This is a genomic window from Agrobacterium sp. 22-214-1 (assembly GCF_053522465.1).
In genome coordinates, this window is record NZ_JBNWCK010000001.1 from 1,012,624 (window position 1) to 1,029,636 (window position 17,013).

The 17,013-nt window shown below is 62.3% G+C and carries 15 protein-coding genes; 1 reads left to right on the plus strand and 14 read right to left on the minus strand.

Annotated elements, in window-relative coordinates; translation table 11 throughout:
• Positions 1 to 329 precede the first annotated feature (329 nt).
• Positions 330 to 3,299 (minus strand): bifunctional [glutamine synthetase] adenylyltransferase/[glutamine synthetase]-adenylyl-L-tyrosine phosphorylase, encoded by a 2,970-nt coding sequence (locus ACQZ5G_RS05090; protein WP_448737506.1) that lies wholly within the window; start codon positions 3,297 to 3,299, stop codon positions 330 to 332.
• Between the two features lie 287 nt (positions 3,300 to 3,586).
• On the opposite strand from ACQZ5G_RS05090, the gene ACQZ5G_RS05095 reads away from it, so the two are divergent.
• Positions 3,587 to 4,450 carry a MipA/OmpV family protein gene (locus ACQZ5G_RS05095; protein WP_003521245.1) on the plus strand — a complete coding sequence of 288 codons (864 nt, stop codon included), beginning with the start codon at positions 3,587 to 3,589 and terminating at the stop codon, positions 4,448 to 4,450.
• 130 nt (positions 4,451 to 4,580) lie between these two features.
• Here ACQZ5G_RS05095 and ACQZ5G_RS05100 read toward each other — a convergent pair whose 3' ends face one another.
• From ACQZ5G_RS05100 to ACQZ5G_RS05160, 13 genes are all read right to left on the minus strand, one after another.
• Entirely contained in the window at positions 4,581 to 5,006 is a 426-nt protein-coding gene (locus ACQZ5G_RS05100; RefSeq protein WP_003521243.1) for a thiol-disulfide oxidoreductase DCC family protein, read from the minus strand.
• A 173-nt stretch (positions 5,007 to 5,179) separates the two neighbouring features.
• Positions 5,180 to 6,589 carry a sensor histidine kinase gene (locus ACQZ5G_RS05105; RefSeq protein ID WP_448737608.1) on the minus strand — a complete coding sequence of 470 codons (1,410 nt, stop codon included), beginning with the start codon at positions 6,587 to 6,589 and terminating at the stop codon, positions 5,180 to 5,182.
• 9 nt (positions 6,590 to 6,598) lie between these two features.
• Positions 6,599 to 7,357: a response regulator transcription factor gene (locus tag ACQZ5G_RS05110; RefSeq protein WP_031233368.1), complete on the minus strand. Its 759-nt coding sequence runs from the start codon at positions 7,355 to 7,357 to the stop codon at positions 6,599 to 6,601.
• A gap of 314 nt (positions 7,358 to 7,671) precedes the next feature.
• Complete coding sequence (locus tag ACQZ5G_RS05115; protein ID WP_020808643.1) at positions 7,672 to 9,240, minus strand: Do family serine endopeptidase; 1,569 nt, start codon at positions 9,238 to 9,240, stop codon at positions 7,672 to 7,674.
• A 156-nt stretch (positions 9,241 to 9,396) separates the two neighbouring features.
• Complete coding sequence (locus ACQZ5G_RS05120; RefSeq protein ID WP_269830692.1) at positions 9,397 to 9,864, minus strand: cytochrome c-type biogenesis protein; 468 nt, start codon at positions 9,862 to 9,864, stop codon at positions 9,397 to 9,399.
• A gap of 26 nt (positions 9,865 to 9,890) precedes the next feature.
• The gene (locus tag ACQZ5G_RS05125) at positions 9,891 to 11,882 is read right to left on the minus strand and encodes a heme lyase CcmF/NrfE family subunit (RefSeq protein ID WP_020808641.1); all 1,992 of its coding nucleotides are present in this window, start codon (positions 11,880 to 11,882) and stop codon (positions 9,891 to 9,893) included.
• The gene (gene ccmE / locus ACQZ5G_RS05130; protein WP_448737505.1) at positions 11,879 to 12,391 is read right to left on the minus strand and encodes a cytochrome c maturation protein CcmE; all 513 of its coding nucleotides are present in this window, start codon (positions 12,389 to 12,391) and stop codon (positions 11,879 to 11,881) included. Before ccmE ends, ACQZ5G_RS05125 begins: the two co-directional genes overlap by 4 nt.
• Positions 12,388 to 13,551, minus strand: a complete 1,164-nt coding sequence (ccmI, locus tag ACQZ5G_RS05135; protein ID WP_448737607.1) for a c-type cytochrome biogenesis protein CcmI — start codon at positions 13,549 to 13,551, stop codon at positions 12,388 to 12,390. The genes ccmE and ccmI overlap by 4 nt, the downstream gene beginning before the upstream one ends.
• Positions 13,552 to 13,712: 161 nt before the next feature.
• A complete protein-coding gene (locus ACQZ5G_RS05140; protein WP_080818775.1) occupies positions 13,713 to 14,141 on the minus strand; it encodes a hypothetical protein in 429 nt (142 codons plus the stop codon).
• A 104-nt stretch (positions 14,142 to 14,245) separates the two neighbouring features.
• Entirely contained in the window at positions 14,246 to 15,646 is a 1,401-nt protein-coding gene (locus ACQZ5G_RS05145; protein ID WP_003521230.1) for a sensor histidine kinase, read from the minus strand.
• Positions 15,636 to 16,307: a response regulator transcription factor gene (locus ACQZ5G_RS05150; RefSeq protein WP_003509815.1), complete on the minus strand. Its 672-nt coding sequence runs from the start codon at positions 16,305 to 16,307 to the stop codon at positions 15,636 to 15,638. The genes ACQZ5G_RS05145 and ACQZ5G_RS05150 overlap by 11 nt, the downstream gene beginning before the upstream one ends.
• Positions 16,308 to 16,401: 94 nt before the next feature.
• A complete protein-coding gene (locus ACQZ5G_RS05155) occupies positions 16,402 to 16,656 on the minus strand; it encodes a hypothetical protein (protein ID WP_003497070.1) in 255 nt (84 codons plus the stop codon).
• 137 nt (positions 16,657 to 16,793) lie between these two features.
• A complete protein-coding gene (locus ACQZ5G_RS05160; RefSeq protein WP_448737504.1) occupies positions 16,794 to 17,000 on the minus strand; it encodes a hypothetical protein in 207 nt (68 codons plus the stop codon).
• Between the last annotated feature and the right edge of the window lie 13 nt (positions 17,001 to 17,013).

Sequence of the window (17,013 nt, forward strand, 5' to 3'; positions counted from 1 at the left end):
ATTTACTTTTGGCCTCAAATCTTAGGAGGGCATATCGCAATATTAGCAATAGCCAGATGAAGAAAAACATCGCCGCGATCGGGGGCGCAAAGAACAACAATCGCACCGCCAATAACGATATATCCAGTGCAAAAGCAGCTGCAATGGGGACGGAGGCGTCTTCTGCGTAACACTGAATCTCATCGAGATGGATTTGGCATCCATTTGCGTATGCAATGATATCCGCCGATATATTTAAAATAAGAGGTCCAAAAAAGAACAATAATATCGCAAGCAGTATATAGAAATACACCTTCATGCTCAGCTTCTTCTTTCTATGATCAGATTCACTAATTACCGTTCTTCACCACCGCCATAAACGCTTTTCGCACCGCTTTCGCCAGCCGCTTCACCTCACCCTCGAGCGTCGAGATATCCGGGCAATCCCCCGCCCTGCACACGAGATCGATCAATCCCGCCGGCGCTTCCTTCGGATTGAACGTCCCGTCGATGCACAGCCGCACGATCTGCGATATTTCCGTATAAAGCCCCATCGCCGCCATGCAGTCATCAAAAGCCTGCGGCTCCATGACAGGCGCGGCGAGCGCCTGCAGCGCCTCGGCCGTGTTGCGTCCCGGTTCGTGAGCGACAAGCCCCTTCACCGGCCCCACCAGCGCCAGATATTGAGCGATGAATTCGAGGTCGATCAGCCCGCCATTGATGAGCTTGAAGTCCCAGTTGTTTTCCGGCGGCTTTTCCTGCTCGATCAGGCTGCGCATCTCCAGCACATCGGCCGAGACCTTGGCCACATCGCGCTTTTGCGACAGGATGGAAGCGATGATGCGGCGCGCATCCTCCATCAGCGAAGCATCGCCGCAGATCAGGCGGGCGCGCGACAGTGCCATGTGCTCCCAGGTCCAGGCTTCCTCGCGCTGGTATTTCTCGAAGGCGGAAATGCGGGTCGCCACCGGCCCCTTGTTGCCGGAGGGGCGAAGCCGCATGTCCACCTCGTAAAGCACGCCTTCCGCCGTCGGGGCCGACAGCGCGGCAATCAGCCTTTGCGTGACGCGGGTGAAATAACGCACCACATCGAGCGGCTTTGCGCCGGTCGATTCATGGGCGGCATCGTCATAATCGTAAAGCAGGATAAGATCGACATCCGAACCGGCCGTCAGCTCGAAGGAGCCGAGCTTGCCCATGCCCATGACAGCCACGCGCCCGCCGGGATAGGGCCCATGTGCCGCCTCCATCTCCGCCAGAACCGCATTCAGCGCCGCCTCGATCACCAGATCGGCAAGATGGGTGAAGGCGCGGGCGGCGACCTCGCCACGGATCGCGCCGGTCAGCAGCCGCACGCCGATGAGGAAGCGCTGTTCGGCAGCAAAGATGCGCAGCCGGTCGAGAATATCCTCATAATGCCGGGCATTGGAGAGAAAGCTTCCCATACGATGGGCGAGATAGTCGCGCGTCGGCACGTCGCTCATCAATGCCGGGTCAAGCATGCCGTCGAAGACATGCGGACGGGCGGCGATGATTTCGGCAAGGCGCGGTGCGGACGACATGATCGTCACCAGAAGGTCGAGCAGCGCCGGGTTGTTGCCGAGCAGCGAAAAGAGCTGGATGCCGGCCGGCAGGCCGGAGAGGAAATTGTCGAAGCGCAGCAACGCCTCATCGGCCCGCTTGCTTTCACCGAAGGCCCTGAGCAGGTCAGGCGTCAGCTCCGTCAGCCGTTCGCGCGCCTCCACCGATTGCGTCGCCCGGTAGCGGCCATTGTGCCAGGTGCGGATGACGCGGGAAATATCCTCCGGCCGTTCGAAGCCGAGGGCGGAGAGCGTCTTTAACGTATCGGGATCGTCCTTCTGGCCGGTGAAGACCAGATTGCCGGCCTCGCCTGACAGCTTCACCTCCTGCTCGAACAGCGCCGAATAACGCCGCTCCACCAGCCGCAGCACCTGTTCCAGCTTTTCCGAAAAGGCCCTGGTGTCCTCGAAGCCGAGCATGAAGGCGATGCGCTTCAGTTCGGCTTCGCTATCGGGTAGCACATGGGTCTGCTCGTCGCGCACCATCTGGATGCGGTGCTCCACCTCACGCAGGAACCAATAGGCCTCCGTCAGGCTGTCACGCGTTTCGGCGTCGATCCATTTCGCCTCGGTCAGCGCCGCAAGCGCCTCCTGCGTTGCGCGCACCCTGAGCGCCGGCATACGGCCGCCGGCGATAAGTTGCTGTGTCTGCGCGAAGAACTCGATCTCGCGGATGCCGCCGCGCCCGAGCTTGACATTGTGGCCCTTCACGGCAATGGCACCGTGGCCCTTATGGGCATGGATCTGCCGCTTGATGGAATGAATATCGGCAATCGCCGCATAATCGAGATATTTGCGGAAGATGAAGGGCGTCAGCTCGCGCAGGAAATTCTCACCCGCCTTGATATCGCCGGCCACCGGCCGCGCCTTGATATAGGCGGCGCGTTCCCAGTTCTGGCCCCTGCCCTCATAATAAAGCAGCGCCGCCTCCACGGGAATGGCGAGCGGCGTCGAGCCGGGATCGGGCCGCAGCCTAAGATCGGTGCGGAAAACGTAACCATCGGCCGTGCGCTCCTGCATGATGCGCACCAGACGGCGCATCATCCGGCCGAAATTCTCCGTCGCGTCATAGGGATCGTCCATGATGCCGGCTGAGGGTTCGAAGAACACCACGGCGTCGATATCGGAGGAATAGTTCAGTTCGCGCGCGCCGAGCTTGCCCATGCCGAGCACGATGAGGCCCGACCCGTCGCTCGGGGCTGCAACATTCTTCAGTTTCAGCTTGCCGCCCTCATGGGCGGCGAGCAGCAGGTGATCGATGGCGGCGGAAAGCGATGCATCCGCCATATCGCTCAGCCAGCGTGTCGTATCGCGCGCGGTGAAGATGCGCGCCAGATCGGCAAGTGCTGCGATGAAAGAGAGCCGCCGTTTGGCTACCCTCAGCCGCGACATCACCTCGTTTTCGCTCGGCACCCCGCCTTCTTCGCCCGGCTTCCAGCAATCGCGCGCCTCATGGACGAGATCCGTCAGCAGCGGCTCGAGTGGTTTCGACATCGCCAGCGACAAAAGCCCCTCATCCGCCGACGCCATGTCACGCAGATAGGGGGACAGCGTGAAGGCCGCGGCGATAAAATCCTTCAGCGGACTTTCCCCGGCAAGCAGCGCGGCCACCGCCGGCTCGCTTTTGCCGATATCCTTCAGCGTCGAAAGAACGGATTTCAGTTCCGTCTGCGTATAGGGGCGGATCACGCCCGGCAGAACCTCGCTCAGCCGCCTTTCAGCGGTTTCCCGTTTCGTCACTGTGTCTCTCCCTCTTCCGACTATCCTCTCGCCGCTCCCCGACACGCGACTTTCAGGACCGGATGCGCCGCACCCGAAACGTCCCTGCCGCCGCACCTCTTAGAATCCTCCCGGCGCATGCATGTGGCGTTGTAACAAATGCAGGCCGCTTTGCGATCATAAAACCGCCGATGGCGATGTTTTCCAAAGCGCCGTACCCCGTAATGTCTCCGCAATTGTGCCCGCGTAGCGTCAGCCTCAACGAAACCCGACTCCCCGGTTTTCCAACGCTCGGTGTTGCAACGGATATGATCATGAAACAGATTTTTACAGCGAAATTGCAAAAGAACCTGCGCGCGATGGCCCTTTGCCTGACGGCGCTGCCCGTGGCGCAGGCCGTCTGGACGCCCGTTTTTGCCGCCGACATCGGCAAATCGGACCGGGTGGCCGATCCGCAGGGCAATTTCGACAATGCCCGCTACAGCAGCTCCAGCGACTGGAAGATCACGCTCGGTGTCGGTGCCGCCTACGCCCCGAAGTATGAGGGTTCGGACAAGGTGGAAGCGGGCGCCGTGCCCCTGGTTTCCATCGAATATGGAGATACGCTGAGCATCGATTTCAGCGGCGTCACCGTCAACCTGCTGAACCACAACGGCTTCAGGCTGGGTGTGAAGGGCGGCTGGGAAGCCGGGCGCAAGGAAAAGGACGACAGGAAAAACCTGCGCGGAATGGGCGATATCAAGGCGGCCGGCGTGGTCGGCGGCGTCATTGCCTATGGCGTGGACCCCTTCGAAATCTACGCCAAGGTGGACAAGACCATCGACGGCAGCGAAGGCCTGACCGCGACAATCGGCGCCAGCGTCTCGCACAAGGTGGACCAGTTCATCCTGGGCGCCGACCTCTCCGCCACCTGGGCGGACGACAAGCACATGAAATCCTATTTCGGCGTCACCTCGGCGCAATCCGCCCGCTCGGGCCTGCGCCGCTTCGACGCGAAATCGGGCTTCAAGCGCGTCGACGCCAGCGCCTCCGTCACTTACCTCCTCACCGAGAACTGGTCGATCACCGGCGCGGGCGGCGTCGGCTTCCTGCTGGGCGATGCCAAGGACAGCCCCCTGTCGAAGAAGGATATTCAGCCGTTTGCGATGGTGGGCGTGGCTTACACGTTCTGAACCGTGAGCAGGAGGAATGCGCGGCCACGGATGCGCGCTCCGGCACGTCCCCAATGAGGAAAGGCGTCCCTGCCCTCACGCCTCCTCACCCGGTGAAGCGCCGCAAGGCGTTTCACCGGGGCCGCGATGTTTAAAGTATCCTCTCCCGGTACTCCGGCGGCGGCACCCAGCATTCTTCGCGTTTTCCGAACCAGCGGTAGCGATTGCGGGCGACAAAGCGATAAACGGGATCGCGCAGGAATGCGGGAACGATGCGCAATATGGTGATCAGCCGCCAGGGTAGGCCGAGCGCTTCATATATGCTCAGCACGGCATCGCTGTCCTGCCGCACCCTGCCACCTTCCACGACCAGCATGCTGACCGGATCTTTCGGGTCCATGCCGCAACGTCGGTAAATTTCCGCGCCGATATCGCCCTGCATGGATGCCAGGCGGAAATGTCCGGCCCTGTCATGCCGCAGCACGAATTGCGCATTCACGGAGCACAGCACACATTCCGCATCGAACAGAATGATCGGGCCGTGCCCGTCGTCGGTCAAGGGAACCGTAGCTGCCACCCGTCACACATCCTTTCGTCCATCGCACGCGATTTCCGAACAGAGCCATTGCAGTCAATCAATCGGACTATTCTTCAGATCATCTTGCAATACAATGTTGAAAAACAGTCATTTTCCGGATGGCGAAGACTTTGCGCACAAATCCCGGTGAACGGCATCGTCAGCCGCGATGCCTAAGCCTTCGAGACGGGAAACACCATCGAAACGGTCAGCCCCGGGCACGCGGCATTCGCGGCATCCGTGTCCGATAGCATCAGCGATCCGCCATGCAGCTCCATCACGGCCTCCACCAGCGACAGGCCGAGCCCGGTTCCGGGTTTCGAGCGGCTTTCATCCAGCCTGACGAAGCGTTTCAGCACCTCACCGCGTTTGTCGGCGGGAATGCCGGGGCCGTTATCGGCGACGGAGAGCACGATGGCCTCCGGCTCCCTTGCCAGACGCACAACGAGCTTTTTGTCGCCTTCGCCCTCGCAGGCATATTTCATGGCGTTGTCGATGAGGTTGGAGAGCGCCTGACCGATCAGCTCGCGGTTGCCCTTTACCGACAGGTCAGCCTCTATTTCGGCCTCCAGCACAAGCCCGGCATCCTCGGCCACCGGCTCGTAGAGTTCGGCGCTGTCGGCTGCAATCGCCGAGACGTCCACATCGGTCATTTCTGCTGCAATTGAACCTGCCTCGACGCGGGAAATCATCAGCAGCGCGTTGAAGGTGCGGATAAGCTGGTCGGATTCGGCGATGATGCCTTCAAGCGCTGCGCGCCGTTTCGTCTCGTCATTGTCGTCAAGCGCTGCGGCCGCCTTGTTGCGCAACCGCGTCAGCGGCGTCTTCAGATCATGGGCGATATTGTCGGAGACCTGCCGCAGGCCTTCATTCAGCTTTTCGATGCGGCCGAGCATGGCGTTGAGCGAGCCGGACAGGCGGTCGAATTCATCGCCGGAGCGGCCCTGCGGCAGGCGCTGCGAAAGGTCACCGGCCATGATCTTCTTGGTCGCCGCCGACATGCGGTCGATGCGTTTCAGCGCGTTGCGGCCGATGCCGAACCAGATGAGCAGCGCGCCGCCGCCCATGATGGCGAGCGCCACCATCAGCGCGTTGCGCACCAGCGCCCGGAACTTGGTAGGTTCGCCGAGGTCGCGCCCTATCAGGATGCGCAGGCCATTGTCCAGCATGAAGACATTGGCGGTGGCCAGATGCTGCACGCTGTCGCCGCTTTCGGAGTAACGCTCGTAACGGAAAGGAAAACCGGTCCAGCCTTCCTTGTCGAAAACGCCCGGCTGCACCGAAGCGACGTTACCGGCAAGGATTTCGCCATTCGGCCCGGCGATGACGTAAAGGCTCGCCCCCGGCTGGCGGGCGCGGCGTTCCATCATCCGCAGCAGCGGGTTGATGCCGCCGCGATTATAGATGCGCTGCACATCCGAGACTTCCTGCAAGACGGCATCGCGCGTCTGCTGGTTCAGCAGCCGTTCGGAAAGGGCGGTGACATAGAAGACCAGAAAGGCGGCGCAGAGCGCAAACAGCAGAATATAGAGCGCCGAAAGGCGCACCGCTGTCGACCGGAAGACTATTCTGAGGCGGGCCATTTTCGCCAATCAGCCCTCGTCCTTCATCATGTAACCGGCGCCGCGAATGGTCTTCAGCAGCGGCTTCTCGAAATCCTTCTCGATCTTCGAGCGCAGGCGGGACACATGCACGTCGATGACATTGGTCTGCGGGTCGAAATGATAGTCCCAGACGTTTTCGAGAAGCATGGTGCGGGTCACGACCTGGCCGGCATTCTTCATCAGATATTCGAGCAGGCGGAATTCGCGCGGCTGCAACAGGATTTCCTTGCCGTTGCGGCGGACATCGTGGGAGAGCCGGTCGAGTTCGAGATCGCCGACCCGGTAGATCATGTCCTGCTCGGGCTTGCCCTTGCGGCGGCCCAACACCTCGATACGGGCGAGCAGTTCGGAAAAGGCATAGGGTTTCGGCAGATAATCGTCGCCGCCGGCGCGCAGGCCGGTGACGCGGTCATCCACCTGCCCCAGCGCGGAAAGGATCAGAACCGGCGTCTCGATGCCGCGGCGGCGCAGCTCGCTGATGACGGAAAGTCCGTCGCGGCGCGGCAGCATGCGGTCGATCACCATCACGTCGTAAGCGTTCTCGCAGCCCATGAACAGGCCGCTCTCACCGTCGCTCGCATGGTCGGCGACTATCCCGGCTTCGCGGAACGCCTTGGTCATATAGGCCGCAGCCTCGAGGTCGTCTTCAATGACAAGAATCTTCATGTGCGGAACAATAGCGCCCTCGCCCTTTTCCGCACAACCGGAAACAGATGCGACAGACATTTCCTGAACCTTGTTTTCCATGAGGTTTCCTCCGAAGACCTGGTCTCTGGCACCTTTGCGCTTCAAGACGGAGCGAGCGCCCAGGGACTGGGCGAGTGCGGCTGGGTTTCTTCTCCCCGCCGGGGAGAAGGTGGCCCGAAGGGTCGGATGAGGAGGCAAGCGTGCAGTCTATCGCTACCCTTGCCCCCTCATCCCGCTGCCGCGACCTTCTCCCCCACGGGGAGAAGAAACAAGTGGCACGCGCTCGTTCCATATGTTCTGTCCCGTCCTATAGGCGAGACACATTCCTTGGCGACGCCGGCTCCCCGAAAGAACCGGCATCGCCATGCGAGTCATCAACCCTGGTCGATATCCAGAGCGATGAAGCGGCTACCATCGTCCGTCTGGATCTGGAACAGCGCCTTGGAGCGTCCGTCCTTCTTGGCCTGTTCGAGGATCTTCTCGATATCGGCGGCGGAAGCGACCTGCTGATTGTTGACCGAGGTGATCTTCTCACCCGTCTTCAGGCCACGGGCAGCGGCATCGCTGTCGGGATCGACATCGGTGATGGCAAGGCCGTTGCCGTCATCGGCGGGCGCAACCGTCAGGCCGAGGCTGGAGAGCACCTTCTCGCTGGAGGACTGGCCGCCCTTGTCGTCGTTCTGGGCAGGCGTCGCCTTGGAAGCATCGTCGCTGGCGAGATCGCCGAGCGTCACCGTGACAGGCTGCGACTTGCCGCCGCGCCACAGCGAGATTTCAACCTTGGTGTTGGGCGCCATGCCGCCGATGCGGCGCGACAGGTCGCGGGCATCCTTGACGGGCTCGCCATTGACGGCGGTGATGATGTCGCCCTGCTTGATGCCGGCCTTGTCGCCCGGCGAGCCGGCCTGCGGCGAAACGACGAGCGCGCCGCTGGCTTCGGAAAGGCCGAGCGATTCGGCGATATCTTTGCTGACGGGCTGAATCTGCACGCCGAGCCAGCCGCGTTCGACCTTGCCGTCCTTCTGCAGGTCGGCGATCACGTCCTTGGCGACCGATGCCGGAATGGCGAAGGCGATACCGACATTGCCGCCGGAAGGCGAGAAGATGGCGGTGTTGATGCCGACGACTTCGCCGTTGAGGTTGAAGGCGGGACCGCCCGAGTTACCGCGGTTCACGGCGGCGTCGATCTGCAGGTAGTCGTCATAGGGGCCGGAGCCGATATCGCGGCCGCGGGCCGAGATAATGCCGGATGTCACCGTACCGCCGAGGCCGAAGGGGTTACCGACGGCGACGACCCAGTCACCGACGCGGATCTTGCTGTCATCGGCGAACTGGACATAGGTGAACTTGCGGTTCACATCGACCTTCAGCAGTGCCAGATCGGTGCGCGGATCGCGGCCGACGAGCTTGGCGTCGAGTTCGGTCCCGTCATTCATCACGATCGTATAGGCGGAGCCGTCATCGACGACGTGGTTGTTGGTGACGATGTAACCGTCTTCGGAAATGAAGAAGCCGGAGCCCTGAGCGACGGGGCGCAGCGGACCCTTGCCGTCACGGTGGCGGTTCGGGCCACGGTCCGAGCGATCCTGATTTGGGCCGCCGAATTCCTTGAAGAAGCGCTTCAGCGGATGGTCGTCCGGCAGCTGGTCGAGGCCACGGCCGCCGAAATTGAAGGAGAAATTGCTGGAGTCATCGGAAGCGGGCTGCACGTTCGACTGCACGCGAACGGAGACGACGGCGGGCGACACCGCATCGACCACATTGGCGAAGCTCGGAACCTGCGGCGCATTCACCTCGACGGGAGCGGCAAACGAATGGAGGATCGGTGCGGCGATGCCGGTGGAAAGCATCAGCGCCGCAAGGCCGCCAACGGTCGTGGCCTTCAAAGCCGTCTTCAGCGAGGCCGTCTTCAGCGAGGAACGTCCGTTTTGCGAATGAGACATGGTGTACCTTCTTTCTTCATTCAGACTGGAGCCCGTTTGACCGGGGGAGAAGCGGTGGATGATGAAGATATAGGAGGCGACACCTTACGGCGAAGTGTCTGACGAATGAAAAATCCGTAATGTTGAAAAAGAACCGGGGAGAAAAATGAAAACCGGTTATTTTTCAATGAGATTGCGAATTCGTTCTTCTTCGTCCGCACTCAGTTTCTGCGGCTGTTCCTGGGTGGCGCGACGGCGCGAAAACACGAAGACGGCGAAAATTCCCGCAAGGGTGAGACCGATGGGCGCGCCCCACAAAAGCACGGTACGCAGGCTGAGGCGCGGTTTCAGGAGCACGAACTCGCCGTAACGCGAAACGACATAATCGATGACGGCCTTGTCACTGTCGCCCTCGACCAGCCGTTCGCGCACCAGAACGCGCAGGTCACGCGCCAGCTCGGCATTGCTGTCGTCGATAGACTGGTTCTGGCAGACCATGCAGCGGAGTTGAGACGTGAGGTTGCGGGCGCGCTGCTCCAGCACGGGGTCTTTCAGCACTTCGTCCGGATTGAACGCGAAGGCCGGAGAGGCTGCTGCGAAGATGAGGGTGAGAAGAAGAGCGAGCCTTGCCACTCTCTCCCTCATTCCTGTTCCCCGGAACAAGGCCGCACTCATTCCGCCGCCTCCGGCATTGCAGCCCGCACCGGCTTCGCCTTGCGGTTCGGCGCACCCACCCGCAACCGTCTGTCGGAGAGCGAGATGAAACCGCCCGCCATCATGAACAGGGTGCCGCCCCAGATGCACAGGATGAAGGGTTTCCACCAGATGCGCACCACCATGCCGCCATCGGCCATGGGGTCACCCAGCGAGACATAAAGCTGGCTGAGGCCGAAGGTCAGGATGCCGGCCTCCGTCGTCGGCATGCGCCGCGCGGTATAGAGCCGCTTGGACGACCAGACATCGGCCACCTCCACCCCCGCCTTGCGCACGGTGAAATGGCCGCGATCCTCGGTGAAATTCGGGCCGACGGCATGGCGGACGCCATCGAAGGTCAGGCTGTAACCGCCCGCTTCCGCCGCCATGCCCTCTTTCATTTCCAGGACCGTCTCGGTCTCGAAAGTGGTGACGATGACGATGCCGAGCACGGTGATGCCGAGCCCCATATGCGCCAGCGCCGTACCGAAGGCCGAACGCGGCAGGCCCTTTAGGCGGCGAAACGCGATACCGAAGGCGAGCTTGCCGAAATTGGCGCGATACCAGAGATCGGCGAAAGCGCCGAAGATCAGCCAGAAACCGGCAGCGATGCCGAGTGCGGCCAGCACCGGACCGCCATTTTCGATGTACCAGAGCGTCAGCCCGGCAAGGGCCGCAAGCGCTGCCGCCACATAAAGCCGCTGGAAGGCTCCGAGAAGATCGCCGCGCTTCCAGGCGAGCATCGGGCCAAACGGCGTGACGATCAGGATCGGGATCATCAGCAGGCCGAACGTAAGATTGAAAAAAGGCGCGCCGACCGAGATTTTTTCGCCCGTCAGCGTTTCCAGAATGAGCGGGTAAAGCGTACCGATCAGCACGGTCGCGGTCGAGACCGTCAGGATGAGGTTGTTGAGGACAAGCGACCCTTCGCGCGAGATCGGCGCAAACAGGCCGCCGGCCTTGAGCGACGGCGCGCGCCAGGCAAAGAGCGCGAAGGCGCCGCCGATGAAGACGGTCAGGATGCCGAGAATGAAGATGCCGCGGCTCGGATCGGTAGCGAAAGCATGCACCGAGGTGAGCACGCCGGAGCGGACGAGGAAGGTGCCGAGCAGCGAGAGCGAAAAGGTCATGATCGCCAGTAGCACGGTCCAGATCTTCAGCGCCTCGCGCTTTTCCATGACGAGCGCCGAATGCAGCAGCGCGGTGCCGGCAAGCCACGGCATGAAGGAAGCGTTTTCAACCGGGTCCCAGAACCACCAGCCGCCCCAGCCGAGTTCATAATAGGCCCAGTAGGAGCCCATGGAGATGCCGGCGGTCAGGAAGGTCCAAGCGGCGAGTGTCCATGGCCGCACCCAGCGCGCCCAGGCTGCGTCGATGCGTCCTTCCAGCAGCGCCGCAACGGCAAAGGAGAAGCAGACGGAAAAGCCGACATAACCGAGATAGAGCAGCGGCGGATGAATGGCGAGGCCGAAATCCTGAAGGATGGGGTTAAGGTCCTGCCCCTCGGCCGGCACCGGCTCCAGCCGCAGGAACGGATTGGAGGTGAGCAGGATGAACAGCAGGAAGGCGACCGAAATCCATGCCTGCACCGCAAGCACATTGGCTTTGAGCGTTTCCGGCAGGTTGCGGCCGAAGGCGGCGACGAGGGCGCTGAAAAACACGAGGATGAGCAGCCACAGCAGCATGGAGCCTTCGTGGTTGCCCCAAACGCCGGTGAGCTTGTAGATCATCGGCATCAGTGAATGGGAGTTTTCCCAGACATTGCGCACGGAAAAATCCGAGACGGCATAGGCTCGCGTCAGCGCCGCGAAGGAGAAGGCGACCAGCAGGAACATCAGGACCGAGCCGAGCGAGGCGACATCCATCAGCGCCCGGTCGTTACGGCGCGCGCCGATAACCGGCAGCGTCGAGACGATCAGCCCCACACCGAGCGCCAGAACCAGAACATAATGGCCGATCTCGTTGATCATCTGGTCGCTCCGGTCTTGTCGGAAGAAGGTGCGCTGGCCGCTGGCGTTGCGGCAGCGGGTTCTTCGCCTTCCCCCGCGTGCTGCCACAGGCCCTTGTCCTTCAGCCGGTCGGCCACTTCCTTCGGCATGTAGTTCTCGTCGTGCTTGGCCAGAACGCTGTCGGCCACGAAGCCGTGGGTCGCGGCATCGAACATGCCTTCGGTCACCACGCCCTGCCCTTCGCGGAAAAGATCGGGCAGGATGCCGGTATAGCTGACCGGCACGTTCGCTTCACCGTCGGTCACCGTGAAGCTCACCGTGCGGCCCTCGCCGCGCTTGATCGAGCCTTCCGCCACCAGCCCGCCGAGGCGGATGCGGGTGCCGGGGTTGACGGGCGTTTTCTCCAGGTCGGCCGGCATGTAGAAATAGGCAATGGACTGGCCGAAGGCGAACATGACCAGCAGCACGGCTGCAACGATGAAGCTCATGCCGCCGCCGATGATCGCCAGGCGTTTCTGTTTGCGGGTCATTGCGTCACTCCCTGCGGCGCGGCATCCTGCTGCCCGTTCATGCGGATCGGTCCGGCGGAAACGCCCAGTTCCTTGGCCAGCGCCAGAAGCTGCCTGCCCTGCTCGCCCTCCGGCGGGAAGGCCTTCAGCCCCGCCCGCAGCGCTTCTCCGGCCTTGGCTTCGTTCTTCAGCACGGAATAGGCACGGACAAGCCGCATCCACCCTTCGAAATCGGCCGGATTTTCCTTCAGCTTGGCATCGAGGCTCGCCACCATACCCTCGATCATCGCCTGTCGGTCCGTCGCTGTCATGTCTTTCGCAGCCGCCATGTCCTCAGCGGTCGGGCCGGGTGCGGCAGGGATCGCTGCGCCGCCGGTCCGGGCGATATGTTCGCGCACCAGCGGCAGCCACGGCGCGCCGGCCGGTGCATCGGCCGCCAGCGCGGTGAAGGCAGCGCGCGCTTCCTCGGCCTTGCCGGCCTGTTCCAGCGACAGCGCCAGATAAAAGCGGGCGCGCGGATTGCCGGGCTTCAGCTCTTCTGCCTCAGCAAAAGCAGCACGCGCGGCCTCGATGACGATGCCGTCATTGCCGGCCACCAGCGTTTCGCCAAGGCCCGTCAGCCGTTCCGGGCTCGGTCCCAGAATACGAAGCGCGTTGCGATAGGCAAGCTCGGCATCGCCAAGCCGTAATGTCTTGAAATAGATCGGTGCGAGAATATCCCAGCCGGCGCCGTCCTCCGGGTTCTGCGCCAGATGCCGTTCCGCCCGGGCGACCAGCAGGTTCATATCGTTGCCGGGCTTTTCAAGACGTGCCTCGAGCGGCATGTCCGGCACTTCCGGACTGCCGTTCCAGATGTAAAGACAGAGACCGAGCGCGGGCAGCAGAACCGTGATGAGGCTGGCGGCGAGATTGTGCCGGCGCGGCCGGGTTTCTTTGCCGGATTGCTCTTCCGCTTCGGCGGCGGCGAGAAGCCGGCGGCCGATTTCGGCGCGGGCATAATCCGCCTCGGTGTCGCCGATCAGGCCGGCGGCACGTTCGCGGTCCAGTTCGGCCAGCTGATCGCGATAAACAGCGACCTCACCGTCGCGGCGCGTCTGCGGCGCCTCGGTCTTCCGCATCAGCGGGTACATCAGGACGATGGCGACAGCCGCCGTCAATATCGCAACGACAATCCAGAACATACGGCTCAATTACTCGAATGCGCGGCACATGGAAACATGAAGCGCGGGGATGACGCGAATTTGAGACATCACGCCGCACCGCAGGCCATTTCCCGGCTGCACCGCCATGCCTCTTCTTGTCATCGCAAAAGGCCCATGACCTTGATTTACGTCAAACTATTTCAAGTCAGCGGCGACCAGCTTCCATCGGCATTGCGGCAGGCCGCACCGCGCGCTCTGGTTTCGCGTCCGTCGACGGTCAGGGTGTGCGAATATTGCCGGCAATTCTGATTGCCGACCTGATAGGGCGCATTGGCGACCACCTGCCCCTTGGCGTCATCGCCGGTCCACGACACAGGCGTGCCGACGGGGGCCGTTTCCAGCGCCTTGTATTCGGCCTCCAGCGCCTTGGTCTGGTCACCCCTGTCGAGCTGCACGCCGCTTCGCCCGACAATGCCGCCTTCCAGATTGGCAAGGAACGGCGTCGAAGGCTGCGATGAACGGCCGAACAGACCGCCGCCCGCCGGGCGGGTGCCCGTGGTGGTGCAGGCGCTCAGCATCGATACGCACAGGATCGAGAGAAGTGCCGGGCGTGACACCAGCGAACGCATTGTCACGGAGCGGCAGCCATCATACACGTCAACCAAACCCTGTCCTCTTCCTACCGCATTGCACCCAATATAGTGCCATTGAATTTCTTGCCTTTTTTCTTGCCTCACGCAAGCTCTTTCGAAAGGCCCGGCAAAATCAGATCGGCTTTCAGGCCGCCGATGGCGCTGCGCGACAGCGAAAACCGGCCATGGTACTCTGACACCACCTCGGAAACGATCGACAGGCCGAGGCCCGTGCCCGGCCGGCTCTCGTCCAGCCGCCGCCCGCGCTTCATCGCTTCGCTGATCTGTTCCGGCTCAAGCCCCGGCCCGTCGTCCTCCACCGTCAGCTCCACCCAGGAGCGACGGGCGATTTCCGCATCGGAGGATGGGTGCGTGCCGGTCGCAAGCGTGATGACCACGCGCGTCTGCGCAAAACGCGCGGCATTTTCGAGAAGATTGCCGACGACCTCTTCCAGATCCTGCTGCTCCATGCCGAGTACCGCGCCGGGTTGCTCGAAATTCAGCACGAACTGCTTGTCGGGGTTCAGGCGGCGCATCACGCGCACCAGCCGTTCCAGCGCCGGTTCCGCTTCCACGCGGGCAAGGATCGAGCCGCGCTGGGCGGCGATGCGGGCGCGGGAGAGATAGGATTGCACCTGCGCCTGCATGGCGTCCGCCTGCGCCCGCACCAGATCGCCATGCTGCGGCTCCAGCGTGCGGGCCTCGTTCAGAAGAACGGCGATCGGCGTCTTCAGCGAATGCGCGAGATTGCCGACCTGCATGCGGGCGCGCTCCACCAGGCGGCGATTGCTGTCGATCAGCGCATTGACCTCATTGGCAAGCGGCTGGATTTCACGCGGGAATTCGCCTTCGAGGCTTTCCGCCTCCCCGCCCCTGATCTTGCCGAGCGCCACGCGAGCCTGATCGAGCGGCCGCAGACTGTAGAGAATGGCAAGACCGTTGACGACGAGACTGCCGACACCGAAAACGGCGAGTGCCAGATAAAGGCTGTTGGAGAAATCGCGCACATCGTCTTCCACGACGTTCAGATTGCCGGAGACACGGAAACGCGCCGCGCGCCCCTCGCCATCCAGCACGACTTCCGTTTCCGCCACGCGCACCTGATTGCCGGCCTCGTCGGTGACGGCATAAAAGCGCTCATAGCGGTTGTCGAAGGGCGCATCGAGAATGCTCGGCACCGGCAAAGTGGAGACGCCGAGCGACGATGACACCAGCGGCGCGGTCTGGAAATTGCCGAGCGGCTCGACAACCCAGTACCAGCCGGTATCGGGCTGCGAAAAGCGCAGATCGCCGAGCTGCGGGCTGCCGGCCAGCGTGTTCTCGTTGGAAATCGTCACGGAATTGATGACGTTATAAAGCTGCGCCCTCAGAAGATCGGTGAAGCTGCGCTCCACCCCCTGCCGGTAAAGCGTCGAGATCACGACGGCGATCACCACCAGCGCCAGCACCGACCAGAGCGAGGCGAGCAGCAGAACGCGGGCGGTGAGGGAATTACTTCGCATCTGCCGGCGCTTGCATCCGGTAACCAAGACCACGGATCGTCTCGATCAGATCAACACCGAGCTTCTTGCGCAGACGGCCGACAAACACCTCGATGGTGTTGGAATCCCGGTCGAAATCCTGATCGTACATATGTTCGACCAGCTCCGTGCGCGAGACGACCTCACCCATGTGGTGCATCAGATAGGACAGCAGCCGGAACTCGTGCGAGGTGAGCTTCAGCGTCGTGCCGTTGACGGTGGCCTTGGAAGATTTGGTGTCGAGCCGGACCGGTCCGCACACCAGTTCGGAAGAAGCATGGCCGGCGGCGCGGCGGATGAGCGCGCGCACGCGGGCAAGCACTTCTTCGACATGGAAAGGCTTGGTGACGTAATCGTCGGCGCCGGCGTCGATGCCGGCAACCTTGTCGCTCCAGCGGTCGCGGGCGGTGAGGATGAGCACCGGCATGGCCTTGCCGGCCGCACGCCATTTTTCAACGACGGTGATGCCGTCGAGCTGCGGCAGGCCGATATCGAGAACGATGGCGTCATAGGGCTCGGTATCGCCGAGATAATGGCCTTCCTCGCCGTCGAATGCCTGATCGACGACATAACCGGCTTCTTTCAGCGCATCGGTCAGCTGACGATTGAGATTGGCATCGTCCTCAACAACGAGAATACGCATTGTCCGCCCTTTCCTGTATCCCGGCCCGCAGGCGCGTCGCCGGTCATGCTAAATGTGTCGGATTGTTTTCCGATATTTCGGCGATGCGGGCAAGCTACATCGGCACGCGCATCGTCACCTTGCGCGGGCGTTCGCCATTGCCCTGGACGAGAACGGTGACGACACAGGACTGACCGTCACCGGAAGGATAGACCGAAAGCAGCTGACCGCCGGTTTCGCGCACGACGCGGGCGACGGCTGCGCCGCAATCGCTCGCCGCCAGAATGTAATGGCCCTGCAGATCAGCCTCGGGCGCCGTGAAACCGGAAAGCCCGGCTGCAAGCGTCGCGATGATGAGAGGTGATGCCATTCTACAAACTTCCAAAAAACCGGGTGCGTCTCGAACCGTATTGTGACCGAATATGTAGCGTAAAGCGTCTGAATGGCAAATGAATGCCGCCCCCGCCGCATGGGCGCCAGGCGGGAACGGCGTCGTCGCGGGCGCTGTCAGCGAATGGCGCTGGTCGCCGAAAGACGGCCATAAAGTGCGACCAGACCACCGATTCCGCCCGCAACCGTCACCAGCCCGTCCGCAAGTTCTCCTTGCAGACCGGCGGGCAGATCAAGGCCGGCGATGCTGAAAAGCGGTGCGAAAACCGCCACCAGGGCGCCCCAGATCGTGCGCGATTGATACCATGCTTTGGTATTGTCCATAGTCTCGTCCTTT